Origin of the sequence: Falsiroseomonas ponticola (assembly GCF_016805305.1) — a bacterium.
GTDB classification, from domain to species: Bacteria; Pseudomonadota; Alphaproteobacteria; order Acetobacterales; family Acetobacteraceae; genus Falsiroseomonas; species Falsiroseomonas ponticola.
Genome location: NZ_JAERQN010000002.1, coordinates 11,374 through 27,543, shown reverse-complemented (window position 1 = coordinate 27,543; position 16,170 = coordinate 11,374). Strand labels below are relative to the sequence as shown.

The following is a 16,170-nucleotide window of genomic DNA, read 5'->3' as shown; positions in this document are numbered from 1 at the left end:
GGCCCATAGATGCGCCCCGCGGGGCGCGAAGCAAGCGGGGGGTGGCGTTCAGCCGGCCTCCGGCACCGCCAGCAGGGCCGGTTCATGGCCGAGGCCCCGCAGGAAGCGCAGCATGTCCGCCGGCCGGATGGCCGTGGTCATGGTGTTGGTGAGGGGGTGGAAGTTCACCCACTCGAACCCCTCCATCAAGCCCTGGTCGAACACCACCCGCACCGCGCCCGGCCGCGCATTGACCAGGCCGAAGGGCGTGACGGAGCCCGGCTCCACCCCCAGCTGCGCCCGCAGGTGTTCGGCTTCCGCGAAGGCGCTGCGCGGCGCGCCCGCGGCGCGGACCAGCGCGTTGACCGAGGCGCGGCGCTCCTCCTCCAGCACCAGCAGCAGGAAGGGCCCCTCCCCCCGGGCGGGCCGCAGGAACAGGTTCTTGGAGTGCCCGCCCGGCAGGTCCGGCCGCAGCGCCTGGCTTTCCGCCACCGTGAAGACGGGCGGGTGGCGGACGGTCCGCGCCTCGATCCCCAGCGCGTCGAGGCGCGCGAGCAGGCCTTCGGGTGTTTCCATGGGCGGGCGGATCCTGGCTGGTGCGGTGCCATGCGGCAGGCGCATCCTGCCCCTGCGCGACTTGTTGTCCATGGTGGGGAGGCGGCGCTTGCAATCCCCCGCCGGCATGGTAATCACCGCCCCACGCCGAACGGAGCGCGGGCGTAGCTCAGGGGTAGAGCACAACCTTGCCAAGGTTGGGGTCGAGGGTTCGAATCCCTTCGCCCGCTCCAGTCGGTCTCCCAACCTCACACATCTCACGCGCCGACGGCGTAGTGAACCGCAGGTTTCCTGGGGTTTTGCCGCGACGGCTTGAGGCTTGGAGAACGCAACGACCGGCGTTTCCGTCTCTCCAGAGGCCATTCTCTCTCCGAAGCTCGGGACTTGGGCGATTCAGTCTACAAGCCTCAAGTCACTGAAATCGTTTCAAACCTTCGCCGAGGCACGCCCGCCGGTTACGCATCGCGACCGGCTACCGGTCGATTCTGGGACCGCAAAACAGCGCTCTCCACCCACGGTATTGCGACGAGACGCGGGCCGGGGAACCATGGCGGCCATTCCAAGAACAAGGCCGCACCCCGCCCTCGGGGCGCTGCGGCGGTTCGAAATACGGAGTTGGCGTCTGGCAACAGGCGGTTTCCTGCGCGAAGACAGGGTTTGGAACGCGTAATGGTGGCGAATGCCGATTCTGAACTGGTTGACCCGAGACGAAGACATACGCGCCGCGCAGCGCGTGCCGTATCGCCTGCTGGAGGAAGTGCCTGACCTGTCGGCGGGTGACCGGGATAGCGGCAATATGCTGATCCAGGGCGACAATCTGGATGCGCTGAAGGCGCTGCTGCCCTTCTACGCGGGGCGTGTGAAGTGCATCTATATTGATCCGCCCTACAACACCCGATCTGCGTTCGAGCAATACGACGACAATCTTGAGCACACACAGTGGCTTGCACTGATATGGCCCCGACTAGAAATTCTGCGTGATTTGCTGGCCGAGGACGGCTCAATCTGGGTGTCAATCGATGACAACGAAGGACAGTACCTGAAGGTCATCATGGATGAAGTGTTTGGAAGGTCGCGGTTTGTCGCAAATAATGTTTGGCAAAAGCGATACTCTCGCGAAAATCGTGGATCGATCGGTGACGCCCATGAGTATGTAACCGTATACGCCTCAAATCCAGAATTATTCAAGGTATATCGGAATAAGGTTGCCCTCACCGACGAACAGGCAAAAATTTACAAAAATCCAGAAAATCCGAAAGAAACAGATCCGAGCAAGCGGTGGCGTGGCTTGCCAATGACCGCACAGGGCTATCGACCAAATCAGATGTATGAAATTTTGTCGCCATCGGGGCGTATTCATACGCCACCGAAGGGCCGTTGTTGGTCAATGATCGAATCTGAATTTCTGAAATTGAAGAAGGAAGGACGTATATACTGGGGCAAAAAGGGCGACTCCCAGCCCAGCGTCATCCGATACCTCTCTGAGGTTGAAGGTTTGGTCCCATGGACTTGGTGGCCTCATTCGGACGCCGGACATACGGACGAGTCAAAGAAGGAGGCGAACGAGTTATTCGGATCTGACGTCAGCTTCGGCACGCCAAAGCCTGAGCGTCTTATCCACCGCATCATTCAAATCGCCACCAATCCCGGCGACCTCGTCCTCGATTCTTTTCTCGGCTCCGGCACAACGGCGGCGGTTGCGCACAAGATGGGCCGTCGCTGGATAGGGATTGAGATGGGCGATCACGCCGTCACCCATTGCGCACCTCGCATGCAAAAGGTCATCAACGGTGAGCAAGGCGGCGTCTCAAAATCCGTCGGTTGGCAGGGTGGCGGCGGCTTTCGCTTCTACCGCCTCGGCCCGCCCGTCTTCGATGCGGAAGGTCATATTCGACAAGATATCCGCTTCCCGGTGCTGGCCGCCCATGTCTGGTTCAGTGAGACTAGTCGCCCCTGGGATGGCAATGCCAGCACGCCCTTCCTCGGTCTGCACGGGGACCAAGCTTTCGCGCTGCTCTACAACGGCATCCTCGGCGACAAGCGGCCGGGTGCGGGCAATGTTCTGACCCGTGCCACCCTCGCGCTCATCCGTGAAGCGATCGCCCAGGCCCACCCCGCTTTTGTCGCAGAAAATCCGGCCTATCCGATCACTATCTACGGCGAGCAATCCCGGCTGACACCCGCGACCCTCGACCGTGAGCACATCACCTTCAAGCAGACGCCCTACGACATCAAAGCGCGGGCCTGAGGGGCATCTCATGAAGCTGAAGCAATACCAGACCGATACTCTCTCGATTCTCCGCCGCTTTTTCGAGGAAGCCCGCGTCGCAGGACCGAAGCAGGCCTACGAGGCGATCACCAAGGAGCCGGACCAGGCGAAGCGGCTGGGCCGCTATAGGGGGACCTATACGGCACTCGAGGCCCTGCCGAACGTACCCTATGTCTGCCTACGGCTGCCCACGGGCGGCGGCAAGACGATCCTGGGCGCCCACGCCATCAGCACCGCGCGCGATGCCTGGGTGGAAAAAGAGTACCCGATGGTGCTTTGGCTGGTGCCATCCAACACCATCCGCCTGCAAACCGCCGAAGCCCTCAAAAACCCGCGGCACCCCTACCGCCAGGCGATGGACGAAGCCTTTGTCGGCCGCGTGCGGGTCTTCGATATCGGCGATTTCACGAACATCCGACCGCACGATATCCGCGACCACTGCTGCATCGTCGTGGGCACCATCCAGACGCTCCGCGTGCAGAACACCGAGGGCCGGAAGGTCTATGCCCACAACGAAAACATGGAGCCGCACTTCACCGCGCTGCCGAAATCGCTGCCGGGGCTGGAGACGCTGGAGAATGGCGGGGTCAAATTCTCCTTTGCCAATCTCATGCACATCCATCGGCCGCTGATGATCGTGGACGAGGCCCACAACGCCGTCACCGGGCTCACGCGGGACATGCAGGCCCGTGTGAACCCCTCGGCCATCATCGAATTCACAGCGACGCCGCGTCTTAACTCCAACATCCTGCACAGTGTCACGGCGCAGGAATTGAAACTGGAGGAGATGATCAAGCTGCCGATCATGCTCAAGGAGCATGATACCTGGCAGAATGCGGTGAACGGCGCCATCGCGGCGCGTGCGTCGCTCGCCGCCGCGGCCGAGACTGATGCTGACTACATTCGCCCCATCATCCTGTTTCAGGCCCAGCCGAGAAACCAGGAGGTCACCGTTGCGGCGCTGAAGAAGCACCTGATGGAGGTGGAGCAGATTCCGGAATCGAAGATCGCCGTGGCGACCGGCGATCAGCGGGAGCTGGACGGCCTCGACCTCTTCGACCGCAATTGCCCCATTGAGTACGTCATCACCGTCGAGGCGCTAAAGGAAGGCTGGGATTGCTCCTTCGCCTACGTCTTCTGCTCAGTGTCGCGCATCCAGAGCGCCGTGGATGTGGAGCAGTTGCTGGGCCGGGTGCTGCGCATGCCCTATGCGAAGCGCCGCCGCGCGGATGCGCTGAACAGGGCCTATGCCTTCCTCTCCGAGCCCTCCTTTGGCGAGGCGGCGAAAGCCCTCGCTGACAAGCTTGTCGCTATGGGCTTCGAAGAGGATGAGGCAAAGGACAACATCACTCCGGTTCAGCCAGACCTTGGCGACCCGGCCACCCTGTTCGGACCACGGGAGCGGCCACGACCTACCCTGCGGCACAATCTGAGCGCGACGCCCGAGGTCATCGCCGCGTTGACGCAGCACGAAGGCGTCACGATCCACGAGAAGGAAGGCGGCCAGGTCGAGATAGCCGTCGCCGGCCCTCTGGATGCTGCGCGCGAGAAAGCGATTGCGGAGACGCTTCCTGAGACGGCCCGCCAGGGATTTGCTGACGCCGTCGCCGCATTCCGTGCCGATGCACAGGCACTGCTGTCACCCGCCGAGATGCAGGAGCCGTTCGCAGTTCCGCGCCTGGTGTCGGAAATCCAGGGCAAGCTGGAATTCGCGGACACCGACGTCTTCATGGAGTTCCGTGACTGGTCGCTTCTCGATCATTCGCCGCGGATGGCGGAGGGTGAGTTCGCCATCCGTGAGACCGCTCGCAGCTTCGAAATCGACCTGGACGGCAATCGCATCACCTACCAGTTTTCCGATGAGCTGGAGCAGCTCGCGCTCGACATCGACGTGGCAGGCTGGACCCCCGAGGCGCTCGTGCTCTGGCTCGACCGGCAGGCGCGGCAGCCGGATATCCACCAAGGCGAGCTCCTGCGCTGGCTGCGTGACCTCGTCGGTCATCTGATCACTGCGCGTGGGATGCATATCGCCGCGCTGATGCGCTGCAAATTCATTCTCGCCCGCAAGGTCCGCGAAAAGCTGGCTGCCATTCGCCAGCAGGAGCGCGACGGCGTCTATCAGCGCTATCTCTTCGCGCCCGAGGCCAAGGTAGGTGTCTCCTTCGATGACGCCTTCACGTTCAAGGAAGGCATGTATTGGGACCAACGCCGCTATCGGGGCCGCTGGCGGCCGCGGAAGCATTTCCTGGGCGCTGACAACCTACCCGCCTTCGACGGTACGGAGGATGGCGAGGAGTTTCAATGCGCGCAGGCCATCGACAGTCTGCCGACTGTCAAATTCTGGATCAGAAATGTCGCGCGCCATCCCAACTCGTTCTGGCTGCCGACAGCCCGCGACAAGTTCTACCCTGACTTCGTCGCCATGTTGGATGACGGGCGCACGCTGGTGGTTGAGTACAAAGGCGCGCATCTGGCGGATGGGGCAGACACGAATGAGAAGCGCCTCATTGGCGAATTGTGGGAACGCCAGAGCCAGGGTCGGGCCCTGTTCATTGTCGTCGAGAAATCGGCGGCCGCGAGAGACGTGCGCACGCAGCTGTCAGATAAGATTAGGACCTGATCGCACCGGTCAGTTTCGGCATTGCCGGCCGACCTCCTACGAGAGGCAGCAATCCAGCTCGCGTGGCGTGCACTACGACCAGACGAAGCTGGAACTTCGGTCTGGCCAGGCCAATCTGCCGTGGTTAGCCGATCAGCGCCTCGACCTCCTTCACTTGCACCAAGTTCGCCACCTCGGCGTGCAGGTCTACCGCCTGTCCCGCCGCCGAAATTGAAATCACGAGTGCATAACGGCCCCTGTCTTCCATACGTCGTTGACCGATGTGTGACTTCCACCAACCGCCCACAGGGTAAATTGCGATCGAGTCGTGCCCGGCAAGATCAATGGCGTAGCCCCGCCATAGGTCGCAGTGGAGCGATCCAGCCTGCACCGCCTTGGGTCCCAGCAGCCAGTAATCTGTTTCGGTTTCAGCTGCCGACCCGTCGCTCTCCTGCGCGGCATTAACGCGGGCGCGAAACGCCACCGCTGTTTCTCCGCGCTTTTTCATCGCGAAGCGAAGGCCGAAGGAGCGGTACGTATCTGGGCGTGTAGCCGCCCTGCCTGTCAGGTTCGGCTCGATGAAATACGACAGCGTCACTTTCATCATGACAATTTCGTTCTCGAGCCGCTCCAAGGCGGCTTTCGGCCAAGGCAGGTCGTAAAAGTGCATCTCGTTATAGACGCCTGTCCGGCCGTCGGCGCCGACTGCAAAAGGTTGGATCTCTGCCTGCGCCACCATGGTTGCCTCATTGCGCACCGACAGGATTGCTCTCCCTACGTCAGGAACGCCGTAGCCCACCTCACGCAGGATCTGTTGCTTTTTAGCCTTCGAGCCCGTCTTCCAATGCGCCCCCCGGCCAATCAGCTGCTTGCGGATGGGCTGCGGCCAAGCGGCTGAATCCACTGTCAGTGCACGATGGGTCTCCGGCCACAACTCAGGCAGAGCCGCTTGGAGCTGACCGACGAAGTTGCCAGCCAGACCGGCCGCGGCGCTGGTCGCCCAGAACGGGACCAGCGGCTCAACTGCGACAGCAGAGCCCGGCGCAAGCAGCGACGCGGCCTGATGCCAACCGCAGAAGCCAGTTTCGTCCGACATCATATTGCCGGCCTCAAACAGCACCTCCGGCTTGATCGGCGTCAGGTCGTCGGGGAGTGATTGCGAGCCTCGGCTGAAGGGACTGCGGTGGTTCGCTGGTACGACGGGCTCCAACGCTGGTGGTGGCGTCGGCACAGGCTCCTTGCGCGTGAAGCCGCCAATCGTCAGCGCATTCCAACTCTGCGACGGGTCTTCGAGCGGCTGCGACTGAACGACATCGACCTTCGGGCCGCCGGACACATTGCCGGTGGCGACCAGAACAAGGCGCTTGGGCGCGTCGGATGCGGGCACCCCATCTGCCGCGTCGCCCGGCATTGAGCCGGCCGCGACTTGGTCTAGCGCCCCGCTCCAACTGGAGGGCCGGCTCGGCGGAAAATCGGTCGTTGATGTCGCAAGACAGAACGCTCGCTTGACACCAGGTCGCTCGATTTCAACCTGGGCCACTGCGCCCTGAGTCACCACCCCGTAGCTAGGCGGCTTTGTAGCCGGGAAACCTCGCGGCGGCAGCAGCTTCATCGACTCGACGCCGTGGGTAAGCGGCACGGTAGTCGTCCCATTCATGTGCGGATCGAGATCGCCATAGAGAACGATGCCTGCGAGGGCAGTGCCGTGCCCGCCATCCGGGGCGTGGTCATCCGTTCCCCAGGCCGCGTCATAGGACCAAGCACCCTTGAGGCCGGGTACGATAAGCGGGTGATCGGCGGCGACGCCGGTATCAAGTGTGCAGACCACAGGCGCGGCGTCTGGGGCTGCTACGACACGCTCTGCAAGCTCGGCGACCCAGTCGTGTTGCCCGAGCCCGCTCCCGCCCCGATCGAGGAAAGCTTCGATGGTGCCGGTCGCCCGGCGGACCTCGCTGATCGCACCCGGTACGCGCTCGGCAAATGCCCCAAGCGCGCCCGCAGCAGCATGAACGAACAAGACCGTCATGTCTGGAAATAGTAGACGGTCGGCGTGGACGTCGAGGTTTGCTCCGCGCGCCACAACGGCCACCCGCTCCGCCCGCCCCGGCCCGCCGAGGATCCAGATCTCCCACCAGACCAACTCTTGCGCACCGAAATCGACCGCACCAACAAAAAGCGATCGGGTTGGAGCGGCCGTGATCGTTTCGACGACCTCGAATCGGTCGACATCCGGCCGAGGAGCATTGCCAGGATCGCGCCCATACTCGGCGATGCGGTCCCGCAAGTAGCCTCTGGCTTCGTCGGGCACGAACAGCAGCGCGCTCTCTGTCCTATCGTCCTTCCGATCGGTCCGTAGCACCACGATGTCTTGCGCGGGGAATTCCAGGGTTGCCGGAACCTTAGCCGCCTTCGAGCGCGAGGCCTCGGCAGGGGGGAGCGTCGACAACTCGACCACGGTGCCGGGCTTCAGCCCGGCGACCTGCAGTCGTAGGTCGTCCGCCGGTGCAGGCAGACTCCCCAGCGCCCGAGACAACTGGTCGAAAAGCGCCCTGGAATGCATTGCGTAGTCCGAGCGCAAGGGCTTGCGCTGCTGCGAACGCTTAGGAAAACTGTACTGCGTTACTTCGCGGAACGTGTCGATTGAAACGTGCGGCCGATCTCTCGCGCCGTAATCTTCAGGCTCCGCCATGCAACCCTAACCTCGAGCTTCTGTGTCCCATCCGTCCGGCCAGCGCCCTACCTAATGGCCAGCTTGTCGGCGGAACTTGCTCTTCAGGGATTGCCGGTCCTGAAGCGCTCGCCCAAGCGCATCCGACGACACTTTGGTCGCGCCTTCGAGGATAGCATCTTTGACGACTGCATCGGCGGCACGCACGAGTTCAGCCTGGCTTAATCCATCGAGGGCGGGCTGTATCGTCGGCCAAGAGCGGGCACTCAGCCTAAAATTACCTAGGCGCCGTTCCAGGATGGCGCGTGCGGCCGACTGGTCCGGCAGCCCATATTCGATAACTTCGTCGAAACGCCGAGCGAGAGCCTCGTCTAGTATCTCGACGTGATTGGTCGCCGCGAGCACAAGGCTGTCCGTGCTGTTGGGCTCTTCCATGAAAGCAAGCACAGAATTGAGGACACGGCGGATTTCGCCTACGTCGTTCGAATCCCCACGGCGAGCACCGATCGCATCGAACTCATCGAGAAGGTAAACGCCCCGCGTTTGCGCGATCTGATCGAATAGCAGGCGCAACTTCCCCGCCGTCTCACCAAAGAAACGGCTAAACAACGCCTCGAGCCGGACGGTGAATAGTGGCAGGTGCAGTTCGCCGGCCAACGCCGACGCGGTCATCGTCTTGCCAGTCCCAGGCGGACCAACAAGGAGGATATGCGTGGTTGGAACCTGCCCGTGGTTCCGAAGGGTCGCGCGCTCATGCTGCTGCCGTACCACGCGGGTCAGGCGCTCGCGGACGCCGTCTGACAAGACCATGCTGGCAAGAGAGACCTTTGGGTAGCCGGTCTCGACCAAGCCTTGGAGTTCACCGCGTGGGCGAGCGAGGGGGATTGGCGTCTGACCGCTGGCCGACCGACCACTGCGCTGCTGATCACGAGCCTTCTGGACCAGGCGCTTCAGCCTATCCGCCTCCTCCGGCCGCCCCTGCCGAGCCTCTTGCGCGGCGACCTGTAGCGCGATCGAAAGGAATTGCTCGTCATCTCCCTCGATATGCGAATTGAGGAGAGCAAGCAGATGCTTCGTCGACATTCGCGCCTCCCTCCTTCGCATGCCCGGGATTCAGCCCGAGAATCTGTTAGCACTTGACGTTGCACGTAGGTGAGTAAATCAATAGCAGACCGTCCGCTATCTTGCCAAGATTCTGCGGCTCTCTCCCAAGAGCAGCACGCGTGTGGCGCTTGGGCTGCGGACGAGTTAGAGGCGGGGTTCAAGGCGGTCCTCTGTCGCCCGATGGTGAAGCGGCGAGCACATCAAGCTGCTCTGCCCACAGTGTCGGAAGCGGCTCCGCCAGCCGCGGTAGCGTTATGTTATCTCGCTGCCGTCCACTGGTAATCATCTCAACAACACTGGGCGCCAATAGCGTGAGTTGAAGCAGGCGGCCAAGGTACCCGCGATCGATCTTCTCCGCCGCAGCCATCTCCGTCACCGATGCGTAGCGCCCCTGATCGAGCATCCGCTGGTACCGAAACGCCCGCGCCAGGGCCTTCACCAGCGCCGGGTCGGCGCGCGTGGGGACCCGCGCTACGGTATCCGTCATCGGCGTCACGACGGTCTTCCGCCCTGGCCGGTGGCGGATCGCCAGCGGCACCCGGACCGTGATGCTGGTCGCCGTGGTCATGCTGCCGACCTCAGCGCATCGGGAGCGATGGCGCCGAGGTCGCGGACCAGGCCGCCGAGACCATCCAGCCGCAGCCGAATGTCCGCGCCAGCCGGGCCAACCACTACCCGCTCCACCAGCGAACGCACAATGCGCGCCTGCTCCGCCGGGAATAGATGTTCCCAAAGCGGGTCGAGCCGATGCAGCGCGTCGCGGGTCTCGCCCTCGGTCAGGTCGGGCGCCTCCGCCCGCGCCGCCCGCCAGGTGCCGACCACGATCTCGGGCTGCCGCAGCAGCGCCCTCACCTGGTCCACGACCGCGGCCTCGATCTCCGCCGCCGATACCCGGCGGACGATACCGTCGTCGCCAGCGGCGTCGCCCTTCAGCACGCGCTGCGCCACATAGTAGCGGTAGAGCCGGCCGTTCTTCCTGGCGTGCGTCGGCGACAGCGCTCGGCCGTCCACCCCAAAGATCAGCCCCTTCAGCAGCGCCGGCGTCTGCGCCCGGTTCTGGTTTGCCCGCACGCGCGGACTGATCTGCAGCACCGCGTGCGCCCGGTCCCAGAGCTCCCGCGACACGATCGCCTGGTGCTCGCCGGGATAGACCTGCCCCTTGTGCGAGGCCTCCCCGACATACGTCCGATTGTTCAGCAGCTTGTAGACGTCGCCCTTGTCCAGCGGCCGACCAGACTTCGCCGTAACACCCTCGGCCTGCAGGCGGCGCACCGTCTCGACGCCGGAGCCGGTCTCGGCGAAGAGGTCGAACACGCGCCGCACGCGGGCCGCCTCGGCGTCATTCACGACCAGCTTTCGGTTGGCGACGTCGTAGCCGAGCGGCACCTTCCCTCCCATCCACATGCCACGGGCGCGGGAAGCCGCGAATTTGTCGCGAATCCGCTCGCCAATGACCTCGCGTTCAAACTGCGCGAAGCTGAGCAGGATGTTCAGCGTCAGCCGTCCCATGCTGGTCGTCGTGTTGAAGCTCTGCGTCACGCTCACAAACGTCACGCCATGCGCGTCCATCACCTCCACCAGCTTGGCGAAATCCATCAGCGAGCGGCTGAGGCGATCAATCTTGTAGACCACGATTACGTCGACCAGGTCGGCCTGGATATCGCGCAGGAGCCGCTGCAGCGCCGGCCGCTCCAACGTGCCGCCGGAAAAGCCGCCGTCGTCGTAGCGGTCGCGGAGCAGCACCCAGCCTTCGGCGCGCTGGCTGGCGATGTACGCCTCGCAGGCGTCGCGCTGCGCGTCGAGGGTGTTGAACTCCTTGTCCAAGCCCTCGTCGGTGCTCTTCCGCGTGTAGACCGCGCACCGCAGCTTCTTCGTGCTGGAGGGCATCGCAGTGGTGGTGGCGCGCGTCTTCATGCGCTACCGCCTGGCTGGCGTAGGCCGAAGAAGGTCCAGCCGTTCCAGCGCGTGCCGGTGATGTGCCGAGCGATAGCGGATAGAGACCGATACGGCCGGCCCTCGAATTCGAAGTCATCGGCGCGGACGGTGACCACGTGCTGCACGCCCTGCCATTCCCGAATGAGGCGGGTGCCGGCCAGCGGCCGGCTGTCAGCCCGGATGCGGCGCAGCACGACGTTGCCGCCGTCCAACTGCTCGCCCAAAGCCACCAGCCGATCGACCGTCTCGGGCTTCAGCCCGCCATAGGCGAGCTCCTGAATCCGATACGCCAGCCGGCTCTGGATGTAGGCGCGGTTCCAGGGCGGCGGCTCCTTGCCGAAGAGCTCCCGCCACTGCTGTTTCAGGTCCGCGGTGGGCGCTGTCTGCAGCGCGGCGAGCCGCCCCAGCACCTGCGTCGGCGGGATCTTCGGGATGGTGGGCGCCGGCGGGGGCGCGGTAGTGGATCGTCTGGTCATGCGAGTCCCTTCCTGTTGGGGTTCGCATGCAGGCGCTGGTGGGCGGTGGAGTGTAGGCGAACGTCTCCCGCCCCCCGAGCTATCTCGGCATCCCGCGCATCGTCTTCGGCAGCGCGGCTGCGCAGCCGCACCAGACCGCGCGCCAGGATGGAGCAGACCTCCCGGAGGTGCGGTGGGAGATGAGCGTTCAGTCCCGCGGGCGATGGCTTCATACTTAGCCCTACCCGCCTCTGGCGTGATCCGTCCCGATCAGGCGATCTTTCGTTCAGCCTCAGGCGCGATGTCGCGCCAGAGTGGACTCAGCTTCTTCTTGATAGTGCTGGGGTCTGGCGCCTCACCGCGTGTATCGAACCAATCCACCATTCGGCGGACGAACGCGGCCTGACTTTCCGGAACACCGTCGAACAAGATCGATCGAGCCACCTCGCGCCAGAATGCATCCCAATCGTACTTTGGCATTGCGCCTCGCTGTCCAGGGCCGCCGCGGCTTGCGGCGTCCGCGGCCGGTGGTACGTGCTCGGCCTCGAATCGTGAGACCTCCGTGTCACGGACAACCAAATCTGCCTTCAGTACTTCGTGGTCGGCAAAGGGCTCACTCCCGCCCCACACCTCCATGTACCTTTCCGGACCCGCGTCGAAGCGCTCGACTTTGGTTGCGCCGTGACGAAGTACGCGCCACGCGTCCGAAGCAACAAGATCGAGGAGGCCACGTACAATCGCGGTCCCTTCTGGCGACCGGACGCGATTGCCCTCTTCCACCTCGACCCAGGCGCCAACGTTCACCCAGAAATCTGCCGCCGGGATCGACAGTTTCAGATGGCCATGAAGGACAAACGGTTCGAGGTCGCTGGGCAGCATTTCCAGCCGCTGGCAGACTTCGTCCAGAGGATAGAACGGCTTTCGTAGCTTGCGGCCCGTCATCTGCGTCACCCCTTCCCGACAAAGCGCAGCCGCCGATACGCCTGCACGACCTTGGCCATGTCCTTCCGCATGTCGGGCGGCAGGCGCTGCGCCTCGACGAACAGATCATCCAGCCGCACGCCGAGGATGGCGGCGGCGCGCTCTATCAGTTCGTCGCGGGGCGGGTTCTCCTGGTCGCGCTCGATGCGCGACCAATAGGCCGGCGAGATCTCCAATCGCTCCGCGAAGTCGTTCAACCCGATGCCGAGCGCCGTCCGTCGCTCGCGGATGACAGACCCGAAGCTCACCGTTGTTCTCCTTGAACCAGGCCGTAGCGGCTCAGCCGCACGGCGATGAAGCGTTCCGACACACCGAAGTCGCCGGCCAGCGCGGCGACCACGCCCTCGATGAGCTCGCGCGGATTGTCGGACGCCAACACGCGGCTGCCCTGCCGCCCCCGATGCGGGGCATGCACCGTGCGAATCCGCTCGGACCGGGCGTGGACGAGCATGCGAAGGTGGAGCGGCACAGGGGGAGCGAGCAGCGCCCCCATGAACTCGTTCGCCCGGCGCTCGGAGGCTGCGGTAGTCCGATCAAGCAGCGCGCTCGGACCTTCCGTCACTGAGCGGTAGCGCCGCGCGGGCGCGCCGAGCGCCACGGGCACATCGAACACCACATGGCCCAGCTCATGGGCCGCTGTGCTGATTGCCAGGTCAGGCCGCCCGGCCACCATGTGCGCATTCACGGAGACCAGGGCGGTGCCTGGCATGTCGGGATCCGTCTCGCACACGCCGAGCACCGCCTCCCCGGAGGCGTCGTGCACGGGGTGGTTCAGCTCCCAGGCGACCAAGATGGCCCGGCCATTCGCCGACACCATCCGCGTGGCCGCGACCAGCGCGGTGAGCGGCAGCGCGAATCCAGCCTGCCCCGCCATGGCCTGGCGGCGCACCTGGGCGGCGACCGCCCAGAGGGTCTGGGCCGACAACGGCCGAGGCGCGCCCGAGGCGGCGTGGTGCGGGTACTCAACGGTGATGGACATGCCCGGATCATGACGAACTGCTGTGCGATTGGTCAACAATGATGTTCCGCCCATGTTCTCGTACCCCCGATATCCACAGGCGATCGGTCGGGTGTGGATTTCCCGCACGGGTAGGGCGCAAATCGCCTTCCTATCTCGCTGTTATTGGCTCGAAAGTGGCGTAAGCCATTGATCCAGCAATGGGGAATTAATCCCAAGCCAGGCCTATTCCCCATTGCGCCCCATTCCGCCTCTCCGCCCCGGCAGGTCGTGTGGTTGCTTCTGGACGTCATAGCCGTCCCACAGGAGCCACGCCGAATGCCCGCCCAGCTTTCCCTCGCCGATCTCGATGTCGTCCACCCGCTCGCCGAGCGCTACGCGCGCCGCCTCTGCCGCACCCTGGGGCGCCCCAGCCATGAGCGGGAGGACATGGAGCAGGACCTGCTGCTCGACCTCCTGACGCGGTTGCCCGGCTTCGATCCGGCGCGCGGGACGTTGGCGGCCTTCGCCACGGTCTGCTTCCAGCACCGCGCGTCCCGTCTCGCCACGCGCCTTCGCCGCGAGAAGCGCGAACGGCACAACGCGTCGCTGGACGACGCGGTGCCCGGCCAGGAGGAGGAGCTGACGCTCGCCGACATCATCCCCGAATCCGAGGGGTATGCGGCGTGGTGCGGTCAGCAGACCGACGCGGTGGTCGCGCTGGAGCGCCGGCTCGACCTGGATCGCGCGGGCGCCGTCCTCGACCAGCGCGACCACAGCATCTGCGCCTCGCTCGCGCAGTGCACGCCGCACGAACTCGGCCAGCAGGGTCCTCTGCCGCGGTCGGTCCTCTATCGCCGCATCCGCGAAATGCGCCTGCGGCTCCTGGCCGGCGGCATCGCCGCGGCGGCCTGAGACGGATCGGCGACGGGCTGGGTAGGGCTAAGTATGGACACACCGATCATCGACATCCGCGCAGTGTCGAAGCCTCTCACCGAGGCGTCGCTCTGCACCTGGCTGGGCGCCGCGGCTCCGGGCGACAGCATCACCTATCACCGCGGCGCGCTCGCCCGGCAGGTCTGCCCGCAGTTGCAGTGCCTGCCCGAGCAGGAGCGCACCGCGCTGCAGCGCCTGGCGGCCCGCGCGTGGAAGCTGGCCGAGCTCGGCCTCGCGGACATCGTGCAGCGCCGTCACGGCTACGAGGACTACTCCTACATCCTCGTGGCGCGTCGTCGCCCGCGCCGCACCGCGTCGTCCATCCTGCCGCTGCCGCTCGCGGAGGCCGCGTGATGGACGCCGCCCGCACCAATCGCCCGACCCTCGACGCGCTCCGCCGCATGCCGGTGAGCGACGTCATCGCGCTCCCCGCCGAGCACCTCGCGCTGCTGCAGACCGACGCCCGCGAGGCGCTGGACGCCGCCAAGCGCATGCAGGACTGGATCGAGGCCGCGATCGCGCTCCGCTACGAGCAGCGCGCCGTCGGTGCACGGGCCGCCGCCGGCAAGGACACCGGTACGGTCCGCTTCCAGGACGGTGCCGTCGAGATCGCCGTCGACCTGCCGAAGCGGGTGGAATGGGACCAGGCGCGCCTCGCCACCCTGTCCGAGCAGATCCGCGCCGGTGGCGAGGATCCCGCTCAGTATGTCGAAGTCAGCTTCAAGGTCTCGGAACGGGCCTACACCGCCTGGCCCGATCGCATCCGCCAGGCCTTCGAGCCGGCCCGCACGGTGCGCACGGGCCGCGCCACCTATCGCCTGGCGATCCTGTCCGAGACCGCGCTGCGCGACAGCCCGCATGCCGGCGGTGGCCTCGCCCCGATACCGGGAGGCCGCTAATGGCGCTCCGCATCGTCACGGCCGATGAGCGCCTCTCGCGCGCGGCGAACAAGACCACCATGGCGCTGTTCGGGCCCAGCGGCGTGGGCAAGACGACGCAGCTCAAGACGCTGCCGGCGGCGGAGACCGTCTGCATCGATCTCGAGGCGGGCCTCAAATCCGTGCAGGACTGGCGCGGCGACAGCATCCCGATCCGCTGCTTCGACGACGCCATCGACATCGCCTGCCTGATCGGCGGGGTGAACCCGGCCGCCGATCCGAACGGCTTCTTCTCGGAGGCCCACCACCAGCACCTGACGGCCGCGCATCCCGATCTCGTGCAGCTGATCGCCAGCAAGTCGATCGTGTTCCTGGACAGCATCACCGACCTCACGCGGCAGGCGATGGCCTGGGCCAAGACGCGGCCCGAGGCCTTCTCCGACAAGACCGGCAAGCCGGACACCCGCGGCGCCTACGGCTTGCTGGCGCGCGAGGTGATCGGCCTGCTGAAGCATCTGCAGCATGCGCCAGGGAAGACCACGATCATGGTCGGCATCCTGGAGAAGGTGACCGACGAGTTCGGCAAGGTCACCTGGCAGCCGCAGATGGAAGGCGGCAAGGCGGCACGCGAACTGCCCGGCATCGTCGATCAGGTCGTCACCATGGGGCTGTTCAGTCGCGAGGGCGAGGCCTGGCGCCACGACCCCGAGCGCGGGACCGAGCGCCGCCTCGTCTGCCGCGCCGGCAACAGCTTCGGGCTGCCCGCGAAGGATCGCTCCGGTCGCCTCGACGAAACCGAGCCCGCCGACCTCGCCGCCCTGCTCCGCAAGATCAACGCCACCAGCACCAACCAGGGGTAATGCCATGACTTATG

The 16,170-nt window shown here is 65.1% G+C and carries 15 protein-coding genes and 1 tRNA gene; 7 read left to right on the top strand and 9 right to left on the bottom strand.

The window, feature by feature from the left end; all coding sequences use genetic code 11:
* Positions 1 to 48: 48 nt before the first annotated feature.
* Positions 49 to 555 carry a prolyl-tRNA synthetase associated domain-containing protein gene (locus JJI54_RS07695; RefSeq protein ID WP_226381556.1) on the bottom strand — a complete coding sequence of 169 codons (507 nt, stop codon included), beginning with the start codon at positions 553 to 555 and terminating at the stop codon, positions 49 to 51.
* Positions 556 to 692: 137 nt separating this feature from the next.
* Here JJI54_RS07695 and JJI54_RS07690 point away from each other — a divergent pair.
* From JJI54_RS07690 to JJI54_RS07680, 3 genes are all read left to right on the top strand, one after another.
* Positions 693 to 767, top strand: a tRNA-Gly gene (locus JJI54_RS07690).
* A 446-nt stretch (positions 768 to 1,213) separates the two neighbouring features.
* Positions 1,214 to 2,782 carry a site-specific DNA-methyltransferase gene (locus JJI54_RS07685; RefSeq protein WP_203072388.1) on the top strand — a complete coding sequence of 523 codons (1,569 nt, stop codon included), beginning with the start codon at positions 1,214 to 1,216 and terminating at the stop codon, positions 2,780 to 2,782.
* A 10-nt stretch (positions 2,783 to 2,792) separates the two neighbouring features.
* The gene (locus tag JJI54_RS07680; protein ID WP_203072387.1) at positions 2,793 to 5,423 is read left to right on the top strand and encodes a DEAD/DEAH box helicase; all 2,631 of its coding nucleotides are present in this window, start codon (positions 2,793 to 2,795) and stop codon (positions 5,421 to 5,423) included.
* 124 nt (positions 5,424 to 5,547) lie between these two features.
* On the opposite strand, the gene JJI54_RS07675 is transcribed toward JJI54_RS07680, so the two are convergent.
* The 8 genes from JJI54_RS07675 to JJI54_RS07640 form a co-directional block, all read right to left on the bottom strand.
* Complete coding sequence (locus JJI54_RS07675) at positions 5,548 to 8,091, bottom strand: S8 family peptidase (protein ID WP_203072386.1); 2,544 nt, start codon at positions 8,089 to 8,091, stop codon at positions 5,548 to 5,550.
* A 51-nt stretch (positions 8,092 to 8,142) separates the two neighbouring features.
* On the bottom strand, positions 8,143 to 9,153 hold the full coding sequence (locus tag JJI54_RS07670; protein WP_203072385.1) for an AAA family ATPase: 1,011 nt from the start codon (positions 9,151 to 9,153) through the stop codon (positions 8,143 to 8,145).
* 178 nt (positions 9,154 to 9,331) lie between these two features.
* On the bottom strand, positions 9,332 to 9,742 hold the full coding sequence (locus tag JJI54_RS07665) for a hypothetical protein (protein ID WP_203072384.1): 411 nt from the start codon (positions 9,740 to 9,742) through the stop codon (positions 9,332 to 9,334).
* Positions 9,739 to 11,088 carry a recombinase family protein gene (locus tag JJI54_RS07660; protein ID WP_203072383.1) on the bottom strand — a complete coding sequence of 450 codons (1,350 nt, stop codon included), beginning with the start codon at positions 11,086 to 11,088 and terminating at the stop codon, positions 9,739 to 9,741. The genes JJI54_RS07665 and JJI54_RS07660 overlap by 4 nt, the downstream gene beginning before the upstream one ends.
* Positions 11,085 to 11,585 (bottom strand): DUF2924 domain-containing protein, encoded by a 501-nt coding sequence (locus JJI54_RS07655; RefSeq protein ID WP_203072382.1) that lies wholly within the window; start codon positions 11,583 to 11,585, stop codon positions 11,085 to 11,087. The genes JJI54_RS07660 and JJI54_RS07655 overlap by 4 nt, the downstream gene beginning before the upstream one ends.
* Before the next feature lie 249 nt (positions 11,586 to 11,834).
* The gene (locus JJI54_RS07650; protein WP_203072381.1) at positions 11,835 to 12,506 is read right to left on the bottom strand and encodes a hypothetical protein; all 672 of its coding nucleotides are present in this window, start codon (positions 12,504 to 12,506) and stop codon (positions 11,835 to 11,837) included.
* A 5-nt stretch (positions 12,507 to 12,511) separates the two neighbouring features.
* Positions 12,512 to 12,793 (bottom strand): helix-turn-helix domain-containing protein, encoded by a 282-nt coding sequence (locus JJI54_RS07645; RefSeq protein ID WP_203072380.1) that lies wholly within the window; start codon positions 12,791 to 12,793, stop codon positions 12,512 to 12,514.
* Positions 12,790 to 13,524 carry an ImmA/IrrE family metallo-endopeptidase gene (locus JJI54_RS07640; RefSeq protein ID WP_203072379.1) on the bottom strand — a complete coding sequence of 245 codons (735 nt, stop codon included), beginning with the start codon at positions 13,522 to 13,524 and terminating at the stop codon, positions 12,790 to 12,792. Before JJI54_RS07640 ends, JJI54_RS07645 begins: the two co-directional genes overlap by 4 nt.
* A 297-nt stretch (positions 13,525 to 13,821) precedes the next feature.
* Between JJI54_RS07640 and JJI54_RS07635 the strand changes: the two genes are divergently transcribed.
* From JJI54_RS07635 to JJI54_RS07620, 4 genes are read left to right on the top strand one after another with little or no spacing between them, the layout of a single operon-like run.
* Positions 13,822 to 14,397 carry a sigma factor gene (locus JJI54_RS07635; RefSeq protein ID WP_203072378.1) on the top strand — a complete coding sequence of 192 codons (576 nt, stop codon included), beginning with the start codon at positions 13,822 to 13,824 and terminating at the stop codon, positions 14,395 to 14,397.
* 33 nt (positions 14,398 to 14,430) lie between these two features.
* Positions 14,431 to 14,772, top strand: coding sequence for a hypothetical protein (locus JJI54_RS07630; RefSeq protein ID WP_203072377.1), 342 nt, complete (start codon positions 14,431 to 14,433; stop codon positions 14,770 to 14,772).
* Complete coding sequence (locus tag JJI54_RS07625) at positions 14,772 to 15,317, top strand: hypothetical protein (protein WP_203072376.1); 546 nt, start codon at positions 14,772 to 14,774, stop codon at positions 15,315 to 15,317. The genes JJI54_RS07630 and JJI54_RS07625 overlap by 1 nt, the downstream gene beginning before the upstream one ends.
* Positions 15,317 to 16,156, top strand: a complete 840-nt coding sequence (locus JJI54_RS07620; RefSeq protein ID WP_203072375.1) for an ATP-binding protein — start codon at positions 15,317 to 15,319, stop codon at positions 16,154 to 16,156. The genes JJI54_RS07625 and JJI54_RS07620 overlap by 1 nt, the downstream gene beginning before the upstream one ends.
* Positions 16,157 to 16,170: the final 14 nt, after the last annotated feature.

What these genes read in the sequence shown, in the direction of transcription:
- JJI54_RS07695 (WP_226381556.1), bottom strand. Translation starts at nt 555, where the DNA reads ATGGAAACACCCGAAGGCCTGCTCGCGCGCCTCGACGCGCTGGGGATC.
- JJI54_RS07685 (WP_203072388.1), top strand. Translation starts at nt 1,214, where the DNA reads ATGCCGATTCTGAACTGGTTGACCCGAGACGAAGACATACGCGCCGCG.
- JJI54_RS07680 (WP_203072387.1), top strand. Translation starts at nt 2,793, where the DNA reads ATGAAGCTGAAGCAATACCAGACCGATACTCTCTCGATTCTCCGCCGC.
- JJI54_RS07675 (WP_203072386.1), bottom strand. Translation starts at nt 8,091, where the DNA reads ATGGCGGAGCCTGAAGATTACGGCGCGAGAGATCGGCCGCACGTTTCA.
- JJI54_RS07670 (WP_203072385.1), bottom strand. Translation starts at nt 9,153, where the DNA reads ATGTCGACGAAGCATCTGCTTGCTCTCCTCAATTCGCATATCGAGGGA.
- JJI54_RS07665 (WP_203072384.1), bottom strand. Translation starts at nt 9,742, where the DNA reads ATGACCACGGCGACCAGCATCACGGTCCGGGTGCCGCTGGCGATCCGC.
- JJI54_RS07660 (WP_203072383.1), bottom strand. Translation starts at nt 11,088, where the DNA reads ATGAAGACGCGCGCCACCACCACTGCGATGCCCTCCAGCACGAAGAAG.
- JJI54_RS07655 (WP_203072382.1), bottom strand. Translation starts at nt 11,585, where the DNA reads ATGACCAGACGATCCACTACCGCGCCCCCGCCGGCGCCCACCATCCCG.
- JJI54_RS07650 (WP_203072381.1), bottom strand. Translation starts at nt 12,506, where the DNA reads ATGACGGGCCGCAAGCTACGAAAGCCGTTCTATCCTCTGGACGAAGTC.
- JJI54_RS07640 (WP_203072379.1), bottom strand. Translation starts at nt 13,524, where the DNA reads ATGTCCATCACCGTTGAGTACCCGCACCACGCCGCCTCGGGCGCGCCT.
- JJI54_RS07635 (WP_203072378.1), top strand. Translation starts at nt 13,822, where the DNA reads ATGCCCGCCCAGCTTTCCCTCGCCGATCTCGATGTCGTCCACCCGCTC.
- JJI54_RS07630 (WP_203072377.1), top strand. Translation starts at nt 14,431, where the DNA reads ATGGACACACCGATCATCGACATCCGCGCAGTGTCGAAGCCTCTCACC.
- JJI54_RS07625 (WP_203072376.1), top strand. Translation starts at nt 14,772, where the DNA reads ATGGACGCCGCCCGCACCAATCGCCCGACCCTCGACGCGCTCCGCCGC.
- JJI54_RS07620 (WP_203072375.1), top strand. Translation starts at nt 15,317, where the DNA reads ATGGCGCTCCGCATCGTCACGGCCGATGAGCGCCTCTCGCGCGCGGCG.